Origin of the sequence: Sphingomonas trueperi (genome assembly GCF_040545965.1) — a bacterium.
Classification (GTDB): Bacteria; Pseudomonadota; Alphaproteobacteria; order Sphingomonadales; family Sphingomonadaceae; genus Sphingomonas; species Sphingomonas trueperi_C.
Genome location: NZ_JBEPMV010000001.1, coordinates 571,756 through 588,125, shown reverse-complemented (window position 1 = coordinate 588,125; position 16,370 = coordinate 571,756). Strand labels below are relative to the sequence as shown.

Annotated in this window: 17 protein-coding genes; 11 read left to right on the top strand and 6 right to left on the bottom strand. The window is 67.4% G+C overall.

Annotation, left to right across the window (positions count from 1 at the left end; genetic code table 11):
* Positions 1 to 61: 61 nt before the first annotated feature.
* The 5 genes from ABIC35_RS02765 (at position 62) to ABIC35_RS02745 (ending at position 5,436) form a co-directional block, all read left to right on the top strand.
* Positions 62 to 394 carry a UrcA family protein gene (locus ABIC35_RS02765; RefSeq protein WP_121071618.1) on the top strand — a complete coding sequence of 111 codons (333 nt, stop codon included), beginning with the start codon at positions 62 to 64 and terminating at the stop codon, positions 392 to 394.
* Between the two features lie 174 nt (positions 395 to 568).
* Entirely contained in the window at positions 569 to 1,453 is an 885-nt protein-coding gene (locus ABIC35_RS02760; RefSeq protein ID WP_121071617.1) for a sterol desaturase family protein, read from the top strand.
* An 18-nt stretch (positions 1,454 to 1,471) separates the two neighbouring features.
* Positions 1,472 to 2,389: a Vgb family protein gene (locus ABIC35_RS02755; RefSeq protein WP_354278310.1), complete on the top strand. Its 918-nt coding sequence runs from the start codon at positions 1,472 to 1,474 to the stop codon at positions 2,387 to 2,389.
* Between the two features lie 195 nt (positions 2,390 to 2,584).
* A complete protein-coding gene (locus ABIC35_RS02750) occupies positions 2,585 to 5,026 on the top strand; it encodes a TonB-dependent receptor (RefSeq protein WP_121071615.1) in 2,442 nt (813 codons plus the stop codon).
* 89 nt (positions 5,027 to 5,115) lie between these two features.
* Complete coding sequence (locus ABIC35_RS02745) at positions 5,116 to 5,436, top strand: 2Fe-2S iron-sulfur cluster-binding protein (protein ID WP_121071614.1); 321 nt, start codon at positions 5,116 to 5,118, stop codon at positions 5,434 to 5,436.
* 10 nt (positions 5,437 to 5,446) lie between these two features.
* Here the strand turns inward: ABIC35_RS02745 and ABIC35_RS02740 are convergent, their stop codons facing one another.
* The 4 genes from ABIC35_RS02740 to ABIC35_RS02725 form a co-directional block, all read right to left on the bottom strand.
* On the bottom strand, positions 5,447 to 6,238 hold the full coding sequence (locus tag ABIC35_RS02740; protein WP_436286769.1) for a sigma-70 family RNA polymerase sigma factor: 792 nt from the start codon (positions 6,236 to 6,238) through the stop codon (positions 5,447 to 5,449).
* 56 nt (positions 6,239 to 6,294) lie between these two features.
* Entirely contained in the window at positions 6,295 to 6,750 is a 456-nt protein-coding gene (locus ABIC35_RS02735; protein WP_121071612.1) for a carboxymuconolactone decarboxylase family protein, read from the bottom strand.
* Between the two features lie 92 nt (positions 6,751 to 6,842).
* A complete protein-coding gene (locus tag ABIC35_RS02730) occupies positions 6,843 to 7,292 on the bottom strand; it encodes a PH domain-containing protein (protein WP_121071611.1) in 450 nt (149 codons plus the stop codon).
* A gap of 42 nt (positions 7,293 to 7,334) precedes the next feature.
* Positions 7,335 to 7,796, bottom strand: a complete 462-nt coding sequence (locus ABIC35_RS02725; protein WP_121071610.1) for an EF-hand domain-containing protein — start codon at positions 7,794 to 7,796, stop codon at positions 7,335 to 7,337.
* A 130-nt stretch (positions 7,797 to 7,926) separates the two neighbouring features.
* Between ABIC35_RS02725 and purB the strand changes: the two genes are divergently transcribed.
* From purB to ABIC35_RS02710, 3 genes are all read left to right on the top strand, one after another.
* Positions 7,927 to 9,243 carry an adenylosuccinate lyase gene (gene purB / locus ABIC35_RS02720; protein WP_121071609.1) on the top strand — a complete coding sequence of 439 codons (1,317 nt, stop codon included), beginning with the start codon at positions 7,927 to 7,929 and terminating at the stop codon, positions 9,241 to 9,243.
* Between the two features lie 89 nt (positions 9,244 to 9,332).
* The gene (locus ABIC35_RS02715) at positions 9,333 to 9,878 is read left to right on the top strand and encodes a biliverdin-producing heme oxygenase (protein WP_121071608.1); all 546 of its coding nucleotides are present in this window, start codon (positions 9,333 to 9,335) and stop codon (positions 9,876 to 9,878) included.
* Positions 9,879 to 12,449, top strand: a complete 2,571-nt coding sequence (locus tag ABIC35_RS02710) for an HWE histidine kinase domain-containing protein (RefSeq protein WP_121071607.1) — start codon at positions 9,879 to 9,881, stop codon at positions 12,447 to 12,449.
* Between the two features lie 49 nt (positions 12,450 to 12,498).
* Here the strand turns inward: ABIC35_RS02710 and ABIC35_RS02705 are convergent, their stop codons facing one another.
* The gene (locus tag ABIC35_RS02705) at positions 12,499 to 12,981 is read right to left on the bottom strand and encodes a cupin domain-containing protein (RefSeq protein WP_354278228.1); all 483 of its coding nucleotides are present in this window, start codon (positions 12,979 to 12,981) and stop codon (positions 12,499 to 12,501) included.
* Positions 12,982 to 13,048: 67 nt separating this feature from the next.
* Entirely contained in the window at positions 13,049 to 13,942 is an 894-nt protein-coding gene (locus ABIC35_RS02700; RefSeq protein ID WP_121071605.1) for a LysR family transcriptional regulator, read from the bottom strand.
* A gap of 106 nt (positions 13,943 to 14,048) precedes the next feature.
* On the opposite strand from ABIC35_RS02700, the gene ABIC35_RS02695 reads away from it, so the two are divergent.
* The 3 genes from ABIC35_RS02695 (at position 14,049) to recO (ending at position 16,348) form a co-directional block, all read left to right on the top strand.
* Entirely contained in the window at positions 14,049 to 14,453 is a 405-nt protein-coding gene (locus ABIC35_RS02695; protein WP_121071604.1) for a (R)-mandelonitrile lyase, read from the top strand.
* Positions 14,454 to 14,492: 39 nt separating this feature from the next.
* Complete coding sequence (locus ABIC35_RS02690) at positions 14,493 to 15,542, top strand: NAD(P)-dependent alcohol dehydrogenase (protein WP_121071603.1); 1,050 nt, start codon at positions 14,493 to 14,495, stop codon at positions 15,540 to 15,542.
* A 74-nt stretch (positions 15,543 to 15,616) separates the two neighbouring features.
* The gene (recO, locus tag ABIC35_RS02685) at positions 15,617 to 16,348 is read left to right on the top strand and encodes a DNA repair protein RecO (RefSeq protein ID WP_121071602.1); all 732 of its coding nucleotides are present in this window, start codon (positions 15,617 to 15,619) and stop codon (positions 16,346 to 16,348) included.
* Positions 16,349 to 16,370: the final 22 nt, after the last annotated feature.

Here is a 16,370-nt window from a genome sequence, read left to right as displayed (position 1 = left end):
TTCTGTGACTAGATGCGCCTCAGCCGCTCGGGTGAGGCGGTCTTGGTTGCAGGAGATTGCCATGAAGATGCTCGTCGCGGCCGCCGCCGCCCTTTCGATCAGCACCGCCGCCTTCGCGGCCCCGTCCGACACCGGCTTCGGCCAGCCGAGTGCGACGCTGACGCTCGCCGGGCTCGATCTCACGACCGCCGATGGCCAGCAGCGCCTCGCCACCCGCGTCGACCAGGCTGCCCGCGCGGTGTGCGGCGAGAATCTCGCGACCATCCACCCCGATGTCGAAGCGCGCGCCCGCCTGTGCCGCGCCGATGTCGCCGAGCAGGTGCGCAGCCAGATCGAGGCCCGCGTAGCCCAGGTAAACAAGGCCCGCGGCGTGCAGGTCGCCGCGCTGCGCTGAGCCCGAGCGCCTGAACGGCCTTTTCCCGGCCGCGTGTGTCCCGAAAGGATGCGCGCGGCCGCGTGCTTTTGGGCACGCTACGTCATTCGGCCACCTGCGCTGGCATCCTTTGCATGGCTAGCTTCGGATCGAAACGGGGCGGCATCGCCTCGCTCGCGATCGGGACGACAGCGCATGACCAAAGGGCTCGTGAACCTCATACCGCCGGCCACTGTGGTGGCGGTCGTCTGCTTCTGGGCCTTCGCGCCCGCCGGCATCCTTGCCAACCCCTGGACGATCGTGATCGTCTCCGCGCTGATCACGCTGTACATCCAGGGCCTCGAATTCGTCTTCGAGCGGCATGCCGGCTGGCGGATGAACTGGCGCGAGTTCTGGACCGACCTGTTCTACGTCGTGCTCGGCTCGACCGCGATTTCCTGGGTATCGCGCACGCTGGCCGATACGCCGCTGCTCGCGCTCAAGCAGTCGTTGGGGATCGCGACGCCGTGGCTGATGCAGTGGCCGTTCCTGGCGCAGGTGGCGCTGGTGATCTTCCTGATCGAGTTCGGCCAATATTGGATGCACCGGCTGATGCACAATTCGGCGCCCTTCTGGATGACCCATGCTCCGCATCACCACATCACCCAGCTCAACGCCGCGAAGGGCTATGTCGGCAATCCGATCGAGCTGTTCCTGATCAGCCTCAGCGTCGTCGCGCTGTTCGACCTGCCGCTGACCGCGATTTTCTGCGCCGTGAGCGTACTGGGCGTCGTCTCCGGCTTCGCGCATGCCAATGTCCACGCGGATCCGCCGATCTGGTACAGCTTCGTCTTCACCACGATCCGCCACCACAGCCTGCACCATTCGGTGCCCTATGAGGTTACGCGCTGCAATTACGGCAACTCGCTGATCCTGCTCGACCGGATCTTCGGCACCTACAAGGAAGGCGAAGCCTCGGTGGTCGGCCAGGACGAGCGGCGGCGGCTGTCGATCCGCGAGCAATGGCTGTTCCCGTTCCAGCCGATCCTCGCCCGGCTGAAGCAGCGCCCGGCTCCCACCACCGACGTGGCGGCGGGCTGAGCGATGGTCTGGATGCCGATGTTCGCCATGCTGCTCGCCGCCGCGCCCGCAGATGCCGACCCGCAGCCGCGCGAGGCGCAGGTGCTCACCGTGCCCGGCTTCGCCGACTTCCTCGCGGTCGATGGTGACAGCGTCTGGGCGACCAACAAGGGCCGCGTCGAGCGCTGGTCGCGCGGCGGCAAGCTGGCCGAGGTGGCGATGTCGCATCCCTGCGGGGCGATGGCGATCGCGGCCGGGTCGCTGTGGGTCGCGGACTGCAAGGAGGGCACGCTCAACCGCATCGACCTCAAGACCGCCAAGCTGCTGGCGGCGATCCCTACCGGTATCGCGAATCCCAAGGGTGAATTGAACGTCGTTGCAGGTGCGGGATCGATCTGGGTGGCGAGCGACGATGCGGGCAAGGTCGCTCGGGTGGACCCCGCCGACAATCATGTGGTCGCCTCCATCGTGGTGGACCCCGGCACGTACTACCTCGCCTTCGGATTCGATGCGGTCTGGGCGGTGAGCAGCGGCCAGCAATCGCTCCAGCGGATCGATCCCGCCACCAACCAGGTGACCGGACGCACCAAGCTCGGCAAGCAGCCGGGCTTCCTCGCCGCGGGGGAGGGGGCGGTGTGGGTGCAGGAGCAGGGTGACGGGACACTCGCGCGGATCGATCCCGCCACGGTGGAAGTCTCCGGCCATGTGAAGGTCGGTGCGGACCTGCTCTACGGCGACATCGATACCGGCGGCGGCATGGTCTGGCTGCGCACCACCGCCGACCAGACCTTCGTCACCATCGATCCCAAGACGCTCGCGATCCTCGGCCGCCTCGGCAAGCCTAGCGGCAGCGGCGCGCTGCGCTTCGCCGGCACCGGCGTGTGGACCAGCGCGCACGACGTCCACACGCTGTCATGGTGGAGCCTTGCGCCGGCGTCCGGCGAGACGGCGCGATAGGTTGCACCGCATGGGTGAGGCACGCCGCGCGCCTTCCGCAGGTGCGCGGAGTTTCCGCATCGTCCCCGTCCGGGATTGCTGCGATGCGGTACGTCAAACGCCCCATGGCGGCGCGGGTCTTTTCCCCAAAGTCTGCGAGCACAAGCCAGCCGCCCGCCATGGCGGCCAGCGACCAAATCAGAAAAGGGGGCTAGGGTGGCACGATCGATTTCCCGCGCGGCGCTATTGGGTGCAACCGTTCTCGCAAGCTTCGGCGCGACCCGCGCGGCGGCGCAGACCGAAGGCGCAGGCACCGTTTCGGTCCAGCAGGCGGAGGATCAGGGCGGCGGTAGCGCCAACGAGATCGTCGTCACCGGCAGCCGGCGCAGCGTCACGCTGCAGGATGCGCCGATCAACATCAGCGCCGTCTCCGAAGAAACGCTGGCTCGCCAGCGGATCGACGATGTGCGCGGCCTTGCTGCCTTCACCCCCGGCCTGACGATCGTCGATACCGGTCCGGCAAGCACCGGCAACATCATTCTGCGCGGCATCGAATCCGGCGATACCAGCGTCAGCGGATCCAATGCCAATAGCGCGGTTGGCGTGTATCTGGGCGAAGTCCCGCTCTACCTCGATTTCAAATTGATCGACATCGCGCGCGTTGAAACGCTGCTTGGTCCGCAGGGAACGCTGTACGGCCTCGGCACGCTGGCCGGTGCAGTGCGCTACATGCCCAACCGTCCCAACACCAGCCGCTTCTCGGTGGATCTGCACGGCCGCGGCTATGCCCAGTCGCACAGCAGTGACCTGGGTCGGATCGGCGATATGGTCGTCAACGTGCCGATCCTCAGCGATCATGTCGCGCTGCGATCGGTCGTCGGCTATTACGACAATCCGGGCTTCATCGATTACAATTATATGCTGCAGCAGCCGGGCATCTCGGATGCGCAGCCGGTGCGCGGCACCACCGCCGCCGACGCCTCGCTCGGCACGCGCGCCGATTATGCGCGCAACTTCAAGCGGCAGGACGACGTCAATTTCGAGCACACCTTCACCACGCGCAATACGCTGCTGCTCGAATACAACCCGAACGTGAAGGCGTTCCTGACCTATGCGCACCAGGACACCAAGACCAACGGCCGCCAGGCCAATGGCGCCGGCGTTCTGGGCACCGGTAACTATGAGGGGCCATGGCGCTATCTCGAGCCGTTCCATCGGAGCGCCGACCTGTTTTCGGCCGAGTTCAACATCAACCTGTTCAATGTCGCGCAGCTGGTCAGCACCACGGCCTATACCGAGCAGAAGATCGAGAATGTCGACGACAACACCGATCTGCTGCTCGACCTGAACTATGGCTATGAGGCGTTCCCGGCCTTCTCGTCCTTCGCCAACAACCACCGCAAGTACAAGCAGTTCAACCAGGAGGTGCGGCTCGTTTCCTCGCATGGCGGGCCGGTCAACTGGGTGATCGGCGGTTTCTACAACCGGCTGAAATATGCGAGCGACCGCCAGGAATATACGCCGGGCTTCGCGGCCTTTGCGGGCGTCAACCGGCCCGACGACCTCGAATATATCTCCTTCGTCAACACCAGGACGGTGGAGAAGGCGGTCTATGGCGAGGCGACGCTGCACGCGACCTCGGCCTGGCAGGTGACCGGCGGCCTCCGCTACTTCAAGTACGACGCCACCGCGACGGGCGGCACCGACACGCCGCTGTTCGGCGGAGGCCTCACCCGTACGCCTTACCCGCTGATCCAGTTCGCGCCGAGCCGGGTCCGCTCGGGCAGCACCGGCGACGACGGCTTCGTGTGGAAGGCCAACACCTCGTACAAGTTCAGCCCCGATCTGCTCGCCTATGCGACGTACAGCACCGGCTACCGGATCGGCGGCGTCAACCGGGTCGCCCCTTGCGTGATCCCGCTGCCGCCGGGGCAGAATGTCTGCGCGCTGCCGAACGAGCTGGTCTACGGCCCGGACAAGACGCGCAATATTGAAGTCGGCGTGCGCGCCTCGCTGTTCGACAAGCGGCTGCAATTCACCGTGGACGCGTTCCGCGTGAAATGGAGCGACGTGCAGGTGCCCAGCCAGACGGTGAACGGCGCCGTCGGCATCACTACCAATGCCGGTGCCGCGATCTCCAAGGGCGTCGAATTCACCGGCTCGTTCAAGCTCCTGCCGCAGCTGACCCTGCAGGGCACCTATTCCTACACCGACGCGCATCTGACCGAGGACGTGGCCAGCCTCGTCGTAAGCCAGGGGGTGCGCTACGACGCCAAGGAGGGGGACCGGCTGCCGGGCTCGGCCAAGCATTCGGGCAGTGCCCAGCTGACCTACACCTATCCGCTGCCGCATGGCGGCGAGATCGAGGCCAACTGGGCCGCGACCTATATGGGCGACGTCTATTCGCGCGTCGGCCTGCGCGGCTTTGGCGAGGCGATCCCCGATTACATGACGCACCGCGCCTCGGTGACCTATCGCGACAAGATGTTCGAAGTCGGCCTGTTCGCCGACAACATCTTCAACAAATATGCCTATACCTCGATCAGCAACGACATCAGCTCGTACAACCAGACCCGCACGGGGGTGGTTGAACGCTATTATGCCCGATCGGTGCTGACCCCGCGGCGCGTCGGGATCGACTTCCGCATCCATTACTGATCGGTGCCGCCCGCCGGGGCGGCACCCCGCGATTGCTCCCTGCGGGAGGCGCCCTCGCGCCTTCCGCTCCCTATCTTCAAGGTCAAGACATGCTGAAATTACTGGTTACCCCGCCCGCCGGCGCCCAGATGGTCGTCGCTGCGCAGGAGGGGCTGAGCGTGATGGAAATCATTCGAGACGCGGGCTTCGAAGCACTGCCGGCCTTTTGCGGCGGCGGCCTGTCGTGCGCGACCTGCCACGTCTATGTCGATCCCGCCTCTGCCGAGCTTCTGCCGCCGATGAGCGATGACGAGGACGCGCTGCTCGACGGCGCCGAGCAGCGGCGCCCGGGCTCGCGGCTTTCCTGCCAGATCCCGTTCGGTCCGGCGCTCGACGGCCTTGAGGTGGAGATCGCGCCGGACCTAGGCTGACGGGCCTCCGTCAGTGCAATGCGCCGTCCAGATGGGCCAGCTTGTCGGGATTGCGCATCACATAGACGGCGCGGATCCTGCCGTCGTCGATCAGCAAGGCGGTGGTCTGCAGCAGCCCGTCCGGCTCGCGCGTGACGAAGCCGGGTAGCCCGTTGACATAGGCCAGGTGGAGGAGGGTGCCCTGCCGCCCGCGCAGCAGTCGCGCAATCGCGGCGAAGCTGCGGGTGACCTCGCTGAGGCCCCGCATCACCCGGCCCGCGGCGGGGCGCTTGCCACCGCCATCCGAATGCAGGGTGACGTCGTCCGCCAACATCGCACCCAGCGCGGCGACGTCGCCGCCGCGCGAGGCGGCGAAGAACGCCTCCGCGATCGCCATTCCATGGCCCCGCTCCACGGGATAGCGCGGCCGTTCGGCACGGACGTGCTCGCGCGCCCGCGCGGCGAGCTGGCGGCAGGCGGCGGGATCGCGGCCGAGGCTCTCGGCGATCGTCTCGAAGCTTTCGTCGAACACGTCGTGGAGCAGGAATGCCGCACGCTCGAGCGGGGAAAGCCGCTCGAGCGCCAGCAATAGCGGCAGCGTGACGTCGTCCGCCGGTTCGGGCTCGACCACCGGATCGGGAAGCCAGGGCCCGACATAGGTCTCGCGCCGCGCCCGGGCCGACTTGAGCTGGTCGAGGCAGAGGCGGGTGACGACGCGGCGCAGGAAGGCCTCGGGCACGCGCACCGCCGCGCGGTCTTCGGCGGTCCAGCGCAGCCACGCCTCCTGCACCACATCCTCGGCATCGGCGATCGAGCCGAGCATGCGGTAGGCGACGCGGAGCAGCGTCGGGCGCAGCGCGTCGAAGGCGGCAGCGTCGCTCACGCCTTCCAGCCGAGTTCCGGCGCGAACAGCTCGAAGCCGATGGCAAGACGGTTCCAGCCGTTGATCACGGTGATGGCGAGCGTCAGCTGCACCTGCTCCTCCTTGGTGAACTGTGCGGCGAGCGCATCATAGACCGGCTGCGGCGCACGCTTGTCCGCAATCAGCGTGATATGATCGACCCAGGCGAGCGCAGCGCGTTCGCGCGGTGTGTAGCAGGGGGCTTCCTCCCAGGCAGGCAACAGGGCGATACGCTGTTCGGTCTCGCCGGCCTGGCGCGCCTCGTAGCTGTGCATGTTGAGGCAATTGGCGCAGGCGTTGATCTGCGAGGCGCGCAGCTTCACCAGTTCGAGCAGCGAGGCTTCCAGCCCGCTCTGCGCAACTCGGGTGGAGAAATCGAGCCACGCCTTCAGTAAGTCGGGCGCGGCAGCATAGGGGTTGGTCCGTCCGGTCATGATCGCAGGTCCTTGTCTTGCGGGTTCCGCGGACCTGACGAGACAAGGCGGCGGCGTGTGACATGCCGTCGCGAAAAAATGTGCGGCTGGGGTCAGCCGCGCGCGTCTTCCTGCACCATGTCGAATTCGCGCACGCCGCGCAGGCGGCGAGCGTTGCTGACCAGCTCGCGCAGCTTCTCGCGGCGCTCGCGAGCATACTCGACGTCGCGGATCACCAGCGGCCCGCCGCGCGTGGTCTCGTCGGACGAGGTGATGGTGAGCGTGCCGATGCCCGAGATCTGGTTGACGATCGAATAGTCGAGCCGCACGTCCTTCACTCGGTACAGCTCGATCTCGTCGATCGATTTGCGCACGATGCCGCGATAGAGGACGATGCGATCCTCGGTGACCTCGTACAGCGTCGCCTTGTTGCCGATCCAGCGTACCGCGAGAATGACGAAGCCGACGCCGACCAAGCACAGCGCCACGGTCGCCCAGCCGGCAAACGAGCCCTTGAGCCATCCGGCGGTGGAGGATTGGAAGCGATCGATCAGCTGCGCCATGCCGCCATCATAGCCGGGCCGTCAGCCGCCGCAACGGGGATGTCAGCCGGCGACGGGGGTGAGGAAGCGCACCCATTCCTCGCGGCTGATCTTGTCGTCGCGGTTGGCGTCGGCGCCGATGAAGCTGCGGTCGATCCACGCCTTGGCCTCGGGCGCTTCCGGCTTGAACTCCGCATCCTTAGCGGTGCGCAACGCGGTGAGCCAGCTGCCATATTCGGCCTTGTCGAGCGCGCCGTCGCCATTGGCGTCATAGCGGGCGAACTGGGCCTCGACCGGCAGCTTGGCGGGATCGGGGCGGGGCGTGGGCTGGGCGGCCTCGGCGGCGGGGGGCGGCGTGCCCGGTGCCTCCGCCCCTTGCAGCGGCTTGTCGGCAGGGGTGGGCTGAGTCCCCGGCATCGCCTGGTTGGCGGCAGGGGCGGAGGACTGGCCATGCTGCGCGGGCTGGGCGGGCGTCTGCTGTGGGGCGGTGACCTGCAAGGCGGCGACAAGCAATAGCGGCGTCATCGGGTGATCTCCTCAGCGGTGACAACGGCCGGGGCGCGGGTTCGGTTGCCGCTGTGGCCGGTTCTTGCTAGGCGCGGCGGCGACCCGCCCGGGGCTGCCGGGCACTCCCATTCCGCATAGAAGGAACGCCATGGTCCCCCGTTATGCCCGCGCCGCGATGACCGACATCTGGTCGCCCGAGACGCGCCTTGCCATCTGGTTCGAGATCGAGGCGCACGCCACCCAGGCGCTCGCCGACCTCGGCGTGGTGCCGCAGAGCGCCGCCAAGGCGCTGTGGGACTGGTGGGCGACCAAGCCCGAGATCGACGTCGCCGCGATCGACGCGATCGAGGCGGTGACCAAGCATGACGTGATCGCCTTCCTCACCTGGGTGGCCGAGCAGGTGGGCGAGGAAGCCCGCTTCATGCACCAGGGCATGACCAGCTCCGACGTGCTCGACACCTGCCTGGCGGTCCAGCTCGCCCGCGCCAGCGACCTGCTGCTGGCCGATATCGACGCGCTGCTGGAAGTGCTGGAGCGCCGCGCCCGCGAGCACAAGATGACGCCGACGATCGGCCGCAGCCACGGCATCCACGCCGAGCCGGTCACCTTCGGCCTCAAGCTCGCCGAGGCGCATGCTGAGTTCCAGCGCAACAAGGCGCGCCTGCTCGCCGCGCGCGCCGATATCGCCACCTGCGCGATCTCGGGCGCGGTCGGCACCTTCGCCAATATCGATCCGCGCGTCGAAGAACATGTTGCGGCCAAGCTCGGCCTGTCGGTCGAGCCGGTCTCGACCCAGGTGATCCCGCGCGACCGCCACGCGATGTTCTTCGCCACGCTGGGCGTGATCGCCTCGTCGATCGAGCGCCTCGCGGTGGAAATCCGCCACCTGCAGCGCACCGAAGTGCTGGAGGCCGAGGAATATTTCTCGCCCGGCCAGAAGGGCAGCTCGGCGATGCCGCACAAGCGCAACCCGGTGCTGACCGAAAACCTGACCGGCCTCGCCCGCATGGTGCGCGGCTATGTCACCCCGGCGCTGGAGAATGTCGCGCTGTGGCACGAGCGCGACATCAGCCACTCCTCGGTCGAGCGCTATATCGGCCCCGATGCGACGATCACGCTCGACTTCGCGCTCGCCCGCCTCACCGGCGTGGTCGACAAGCTGCTCGTCTACCCGGTGCGGATGCAGAAGAATCTCGATCGCATGGGCGGGCTGGTCCACTCGCAGCGCGTGCTGCTGGCGCTGACCCAAGCCGGCGTGAGCCGCGAGGACGCCTATCGCCTCGTCCAGCGCAACGCGATGAAGGTGTGGGAGTCCGACGGTGAACTGTCGCTGATGGAACTGCTCAAGGCGGACTCTGAAGTCACCGCGGCGCTGAGCCCCGAAGTGATCGAGGAGAAGTTCGATCTCGGCTACCACTACCGCCATGTCGACACGATCTTTGCACGGGTCTTCGGTGCGGCGTGATTTGAGGCCATTTCGGCCATAATGGAACGGGTCCACGGCTTGCGATTTTTGCTTGCCGTGGGTCCTTTCCTCTTGAACAATATATCCGCATGAACGCCGCGCATCGCCGATTGCGGGAAGCCACGGGCGCCGCGCATGCGCGGGTCGACGCGCTGTTCAGCCGCTTCGATCTCGCCCGCCGCGACGACTATGCCGGGCTGCTCGCCGCGCATGCCGAAGCGTTGCTGCCGGTAGAGGCACTGCTCGACCAGGGCGGTGCGGAAACCATCACTGCGGACTGGCCGCAGCGCCGTCGCGCAGGCGTGATCCAGGTCGATCTCGACGCGCTGGGTATCGCCATCGACGCGCCCGAAAGCACCGATTCCGTTACGTCCGATGCCGCGATGGCGGGCATGCTTTACGTGCTCGAAGGCTCGCGGCTGGGTGGTCGGTTCCTGGCGCGCAGCGTGCCGGACAGCTGGCCGCGCGCTTATCTGGGTAGCCACCAGCCGCCGCATATGTGGCCGGAATTGTTGGAAAAACTCGATGCGCTCCTATATGCGCCGGAATTCTTGGAACTTGCCGTAAGTGCCGCCAACCAGACCTTCGGGCGGTTCGAGGCCGCCGGCACGAAGTGGCTGGCGAAGGTTGCATAAGTGGACGATGGCGTTTTCCAGGTCGATCTGACCAACTGCGATCGCGAGCCGATCCATCAGCTGGGCGCGATCCAGCCGTTCGGCTTCCTGATCGCCTTTTCGAGCGACTGGCTGATCAAGCGCGCCTCGGCGAACGTCGCGCAGCATTTCGATCTGTCGGCCGAGGACATGCTCGGCACCCATGCCAGCGACTATCTGGAAGACGATGCGATCCACGCGCTGCGCAACCGGCTGACGCTGCTGCGCGGCGACGATGCGCTGGAGCGGATCTTCGGGATCAAGGCGCTGCGCACCCGCGGCCGCACCTACGACCTGGCGCTGCACATGACCGGCGACACGATCGTCGTCGAGGGCGAGCCCTGCACCTCGGATGCCGCCGGCGACACCGCCAGCACCCTGCGCGCGATGATGGGACGGCTGGACGAGAAGGACAAAATCGCCGACTTCTTCCGCGAAGGCGCGCGGCAGGTGCGGGCGCTGACCGGCTTCGACCGGGTAATGGTTTATCGCTTCGAGCGCGACGGATCGGGCGTGGTGGTGGCGGAGGCGGCGCGCAGCGGCATCGGCAGCTTCCTCGACCTGCGCTATCCGGCCAGCGATATCCCCCAGCAGGCGCGTAAGCTGTATTTGCGCACGCCGTTCCGGATCATCGCCGACGTGCATGCCGAGCCCGTGCCGATCGTGCCGGGACGCGACGAGTTCGGCGCGCCGCTCGACCTGTCGCTGTCGGTGCTGCGCTCGGTCTCGCCTATCCATATCGAATATCTGAAGAACATGGGCGTGAAGGCTTCGCTGTCGATCTCGATCATCGTCGAGGGCAAGCTGTGGGGCCTGTTCGCCTGCCACCATTATGGCGGCCCGCGCTGCCCCGGCTTCGAGCGGCGCTCGATGGCCGAGCTGTTCGGCCAGATGTTCGCGCTCAAGCTGGAGAGTCGCGAGCGCAAGGAACTGTCGGCCTATGAAGCCGCGGCCCGCGCGACCAGCGACCGGCTGCTCGCCGCGGTGGCGAGCGACGGCGGGCTGCTCGACGATCCGGAATGGCTGGGCAGCCGTTTGCGCGAAGTGGTGCCCTGCGATGGCATCGCGATCTGGATCGGCGGCAAGGTGGCGTTCAGCGGCATCACTCCGCCGCCTTCCTCCTTCGCCGCGATCACGCGCCGGCTGAACGCGATGGCGGCAGGACGCGTGTTTGCGACCGATCATCTGGCGGAAGTGTTGCCGCAGGCCGCTGACTATGCCGATGTCGGCGCCGGACTGCTGGCGATCCCGATCAGCCGCTCCCCGCGCGACTATGTGCTGCTGTTCCGCCAGGAACTGGTGCGCACCGTCAATTGGGCGGGCGATCCTCACAAGCCGGTCGACTTGGGCCCCAACGGCGCGCGCCTGACGCCGCGGCAGAGCTTCGAGCTGTGGAGCCAGGAAGTGCGCGGTCGCTCGCTGCCCTTCACCGAGGTCGAGCTGCGCATCGCCGAGGTGCTGCGTGCCTCGCTGATCGAGGTGGTGCTGCGCCTGTCCGATGACGCGCAGGAGGAGCGGCAGCGCGCCTCCGAGCGGCAGGAGCTGCTGATCGCCGAGCTCAACCACCGGGTGCGCAACATCCTGGGGCTGATCCGCGGGCTGGTGCGCCAGTCGCGCGCGCCGGGGATGGATACCGCCACCTATATCCGGATGCTCGACGGCCGGATCGAGGCGCTGGCGCGTGCGCACGACCAGATCACCGAAGACAATTGGGGCCCAGCCCCGCTCGGCCGTCTGTTGCGTACCGAAGCTGCGGCCTATCTCGGCGGCCGTTCGGAACGGCTCGATCAGGACGGCCCGATGGTGCTGCTGCGCCCGGCCGCCTTCTCGACACTGGCGCTGGTGTTCCACGAGCTGATGACCAATTCGGCCAAGTACGGCGCCTTGTCGGACAGCGGAACGGTTTCGGTTCGTTGGGAGCTGGATGCGCAGGGCGACTGTCGGATCGAGTGGCGCGAACGCGGCGGTCCGGTGGTCCAGCCGCCGACGCGGCAGGGCTTCGGCACCACGATCATCCAGCGCTCGGTACCCTATGATCTGGGCGGCAAGGCCACGGTGCGCTACCCGCTGACCGGGCTGGAGGCCGAGTTCTGCATTCCGGCGCGGCACGTCGTGCTCGACGGCGACGCAGCGGAGAAGCATGCCCGCGACGTGGAGGAGCCGGCTCCTGTGCCCGTAAGCGGCGAGATGCGGCCGGTGCTGCGCGGCCCGGTGCTGCTGGTGGAAGACAGCCTGATCATCGCGATGGACGCCGAGGACATCCTGCTGCGCATGGGCGCCGAGCGGGTGGTTACCGCCGCCTCGATCGGCACCGCGCTGGAAGAGATCGGTGCGGAGCAGTTCGACGTGGCGATCCTCGACGTCAATCTCGGCGCCGAGACCAGCCTGCCGATCGCCGACCGTCTCCGTGCGGACGGCGTGCCCTATGCGTTTGCGACGGGCTATGGCGAGCAGCTCCAGCTCGACGAAGACCATGCCGGGGTGCCGGTGCTGCAAAAGCCCTACACGGCGGTGAACATGGCGCGGATGCTGGAAGGGCTGCTCGGGCGGTAACAAGACCAAAATTCTTCCCCGAGCTTGGCCCGGGGAGGATTTTTGGCGGTTACTCCCCCTTGGGCAGCTTGATCCCCAGCAGGACCAGCCGCTCGCCGGTGATGCCGAACCAGTGCGGCACGCCCGCGGGCACCAGGATCACGTCGCCCGGTGCGAGGGTGCGGGTAGTCCCGCCCTCGATGCGGCTGCCTTCCACCAGTGTGGGGTTGCGGACCTCGCGATCGGGCATGGTGCCGCCCGAAACCAAGGTGCCGGCACCTTCGAGCACGATCGCATATTCGGCTTGGTCGGGGTGAACCGCGGGCTTGCCCGGCTTCTTCCAGATCTCGATCGCGGCGTTGTTGCTGCCGTCACGCACCAGCGGCTTCCAGGCGAAGCCCTGACCGGGCTTCATCTCGGCCAGCATCGCCTTGAGTTGCGCCTGCACGTCCTTGGCGGCGGCAAAGGCGGTGGGATCGGCAGCGGTTTGCGCGGCGGTGGGGGCGGCGACCAGCAATGTGGCCGCCGCGAGGGCGCTGGACAGGATCTTCACAACATCTCTCCCTGTAGGGTCTTGAGAACGCTTCACGTCTCTTCCCCGCCAACCTGCCATAGCCCGATCAACCCCGCCAGCGTAACCGCTCCACCAGCAGCGCTAAGGCCGGGGTGGGCTGGCGGCGGCTCGGGTAATAGAGATGGTAGCCGGCGAAGGGCGGCGAGAAGCGGGTCAGCACCGCCTCCAGCGCGCCGCTCGCCAAATGCGGTGCCAGCATCGCATCGGGCAGGCAGGCGATGCCGAACCCGTCGAGCGCGGCGCGCAGGATCGGGAAGACCGAAGAGAAGGTAAGGGCGCCATCGACCCAGACCTTGCGCTCCCGACCTTCTTCCTCGAACTCCCAGGCATAGAGGCCGCCATAGGTGGGGAGGCGCAGGTTGATGCAGGCATGCGCCGTCAGATCCTCGATCGCTTCCGGCCGCCCCGCGCGGTCGAAATAGGCGGGCGAGGCGACTGCCAGCATCCGCGCCTCGGGGCCGATCGGCACCGCCACCATGTCCTTGGCGATGATGTCGCCGAAGCGCACGCCCGCGTCGAAGCGCTCGGCGACGATGTCCTTCAGTCGATAGTCGCTGTCGATCTCGATGCGGATGTCGGGGAATTCGCGCAGGATCGGCTCCAGCCGCGGCCAGAGCAGCGTATGGAGAGAATGCTCGTCGGCGCTGATCCGCACCAGACCGGCGGGCTTGTCGCGCAGCGCGCTCAGCGCCGCCAGTTCTGCCTCAATTTCGTCCAATCGTGGCGCGAGCGTCGCGAACAGCCGCTCCCCTGCTTCGGTGAGGTTCACGCTGCGGGTGGTGCGGTGGAGCAGCCGCACCCCCAGCCGCTCCTCCAGCCCGCGCATCGCATGGCTGAGCGCCGAGGGAGTCACCCCGCTCTGCGCCGCCGCCCGGGTGAAGCTCTTCTGGCGTGCGACCGCGAGGAAGGCGGTCAGTTCGGAAAGCTGCTGGCGGTTCATTGCTGAACCCTATTCAGCACTGCATGCAGATACCAGCGTCTAATCGAGGGAGTGCGGCAGGCATATCTCTGAACCAAGCGCACTTCCCGCGCCGGCAGGAGCATACATGCAACTCAAGCGCAACGGCAGCCAGCCCTCGCAGACCGGCTCCGCCGACTGGTTCACCGGCCGCGTCAGGGTCGACCCGCTCAACACTGCACCGGCGCCCGCGCGGCACGGCGTGGCCAGCGTCACCTTCGAACCCGGCGCGCGCACCGTCTGGCATACCCACCCGCTGGGCCAGACGCTAGTCGTCCTATCCGGCATCGGCTGGACGCAGTGCGAGGGCGAGGCGATCGTCGAGATTCGCGCCGGCGACGTCGTCTGGTGTCCGCCCGGCCATCGCCACTGGCACGGTGCCAGCGCCACCACCGCGATGACTCATATCGCTATCCAGGAAGCGCTGGATGGCAAGATGGTCGAATGGATGGAGCCGGTGGACGAGGCAACCTATCGCGCCGGCCCCCGCTGAACCTTTCAGAACCCCCACCACTCCAGGAGACACCCAATCATGGCAACCAAAGCCTATGGCGCCTATGCCGCCGACAAGCCGCTCGAACCAATCGATATCGAGCGCCGCGCGCCCGGCGATCACGACGTGCAGATCGACATCCTCTATTGCGGCGTCTGCCACTCGGACCTCCACCAGGTGAAGGCCGAATGGGACGGCACGCTGTACCCGTGCGTGCCGGGTCACGAGATCGTCGGCCGGGTGAGCGCGGTCGGCGAGCACGTCTCGAAGTTCGCAGTGGGCGACGTGGTCGGCGTCGGCTGCATGGTCGACAGCTGCCAGCATTGCGCCTCGTGCGACGAGGGGCTGGAGCAATATTGCGAGAACGGCTTTGTGGGCACCTATAACGGCCCGACGCCGGACGCCCCCGGCCACACGTTGGGCGGTTATTCGCAGCGCATCGTCGTGAGCGACAAGTTCGTGCTCAAGGTCGGGCATGGCGAGCAGGATCTCGCCGCGGTCGCGCCGTTGCTCTGCGCGGGCATCACCACCTGGTCGCCGCTCCGCCACTGGCAGGTCGGCCCGGGCAAGAAGGTCGGCATCGTCGGCATCGGCGGGCTCGGCCATATGGGCGTGAAGCTGGCGCATGCGCTGGGCGCGCATGTCGTCGCCTTCACCACCTCGGAGAGCAAGCGCGCCGATGCGCTGGCGCTGGGTGCGGACGATGTCGTCGTCTCGCGCGATGCCGAGGCGATGGCGGCGCATGCCGGCAGCTTCGACTTCATCCTCAACACGGTGGCCGCGAGCCACAATCTCGACGCCTTCACTGCCCTGCTCAAGCGCGACGGCACGCTGACGCTGGTGGGTGTGCCCGAGCATGCGCACCCGTCGCCCAACGTCGCGGCGTTGATCTTCAAACGCCGCTCGATCGCCGGCTCGCTGATCGGCGGCATCGCCGAAACGCAGGAGATGCTCGATTTCTGCGCCGAGCACGGCATCGTCGCCGACATCGAGATGATCCGCGCCGACGAGATCAACACTGCCTATGAGCGCATGCTCAAGAGCGACGTGAAGTACCGCTTCGTCATCGATATCGCGTCGATGGGCTGAGGCCTCCCGCGGGGGCGGCATCCGCGTCGCCCCCGTGATTTCCCTTTCCGCCGCGCACGCCCTACATCGCGGCGATGCATCTTCGCGCCGAAGCCATATTGCTCAGCGTTCGCGCGCACGGCGAACATGGCGCGATCGTGCGGGCTTTGACCGAAAGCGATGGCGTCCAGCCCGGCTATGTCCGCGGTGGGCGTTCGCGGGCGCTGCGGCCGGTGCTGCAACCGGCGAACCTCATCCAGGGCGAATGGCGCGCACGGACCGAGGAGCAGCTCGCCGGCCTCACCGTCGAACTGCTCCACAGCCGCGCCCCGATGTTCGGCGAGCCGCTGCCCGCCGCAGCGCTCGCCTGGGTAACCGCGCTCACCGCTGCGACGCTTCCCGAAGGGCTCCCCTATCCCCGCCTCCATGCCGCGCTGGGCGGCGTGCTCGATGCGATCGAGGCCGCACCCGCTGCCCGCGGCTGGGCGGTCGCGCTGGTGCGCTACGAGCTGCTGCTGCTTGCAGAACTCGGTTTCGGTCTTGATCTGGAACGCTGCGCGGCAACGGGTACGAGCGAGGACCTCGCCTATGTCAGCCCCAAAAGCGGTATCGCGGTGAGTCGGGCAGGGGCGCTCGGCTACGAGACTCGCCTGCTCGCGCTTCCGGATTTCCTCACCGCAGGCGGCGCGGCGGACTGGGAGGACATCCTGGCCGGCCTGCGCCTCACCGGCCACTTCCTCGCGCGCGACCTGCTGATCGGCCGGGGCGCCGATCTGATGGCGGCACGTGCCCGGCTGGTCGACCGATTGTTGCGGGCGGTTGCATGAAGACCCCCAGGGCGGCTAAGCG

Coding starts and splice junctions, on each gene's coding strand:
- purB (WP_121071609.1), top strand. CDS start 7,927: ATGGTCCCCCGTTATGCCCGCGCCGCGATGACCGACATCTGGTCGCCC.
- ABIC35_RS02715 (WP_121071608.1), top strand. CDS start 9,333: ATGAACGCCGCGCATCGCCGATTGCGGGAAGCCACGGGCGCCGCGCAT.
- ABIC35_RS02735 (WP_121071612.1), bottom strand. CDS start 6,750: ATGACCGGACGGACCAACCCCTATGCTGCCGCGCCCGACTTACTGAAG.
- ABIC35_RS02730 (WP_121071611.1), bottom strand. CDS start 7,292: ATGGCGCAGCTGATCGATCGCTTCCAATCCTCCACCGCCGGATGGCTC.
- recO (WP_121071602.1), top strand. CDS start 15,617: ATGCATCTTCGCGCCGAAGCCATATTGCTCAGCGTTCGCGCGCACGGC.
- ABIC35_RS02695 (WP_121071604.1), top strand. CDS start 14,049: ATGCAACTCAAGCGCAACGGCAGCCAGCCCTCGCAGACCGGCTCCGCC.
- ABIC35_RS02745 (WP_121071614.1), top strand. CDS start 5,116: ATGCTGAAATTACTGGTTACCCCGCCCGCCGGCGCCCAGATGGTCGTC.
- ABIC35_RS02700 (WP_121071605.1), bottom strand. CDS start 13,942: ATGAACCGCCAGCAGCTTTCCGAACTGACCGCCTTCCTCGCGGTCGCA.
- ABIC35_RS02740 (WP_436286769.1), bottom strand. CDS start 6,238: ATGCTCGGCTCGATCGCCGATGCCGAGGATGTGGTGCAGGAGGCGTGG.
- ABIC35_RS02755 (WP_354278310.1), top strand. CDS start 1,472: ATGTTCGCCATGCTGCTCGCCGCCGCGCCCGCAGATGCCGACCCGCAG.
- ABIC35_RS02765 (WP_121071618.1), top strand. CDS start 62: ATGAAGATGCTCGTCGCGGCCGCCGCCGCCCTTTCGATCAGCACCGCC.
- ABIC35_RS02725 (WP_121071610.1), bottom strand. CDS start 7,796: ATGACGCCGCTATTGCTTGTCGCCGCCTTGCAGGTCACCGCCCCACAG.
- ABIC35_RS02690 (WP_121071603.1), top strand. CDS start 14,493: ATGGCAACCAAAGCCTATGGCGCCTATGCCGCCGACAAGCCGCTCGAA.
- ABIC35_RS02760 (WP_121071617.1), top strand. CDS start 569: ATGACCAAAGGGCTCGTGAACCTCATACCGCCGGCCACTGTGGTGGCG.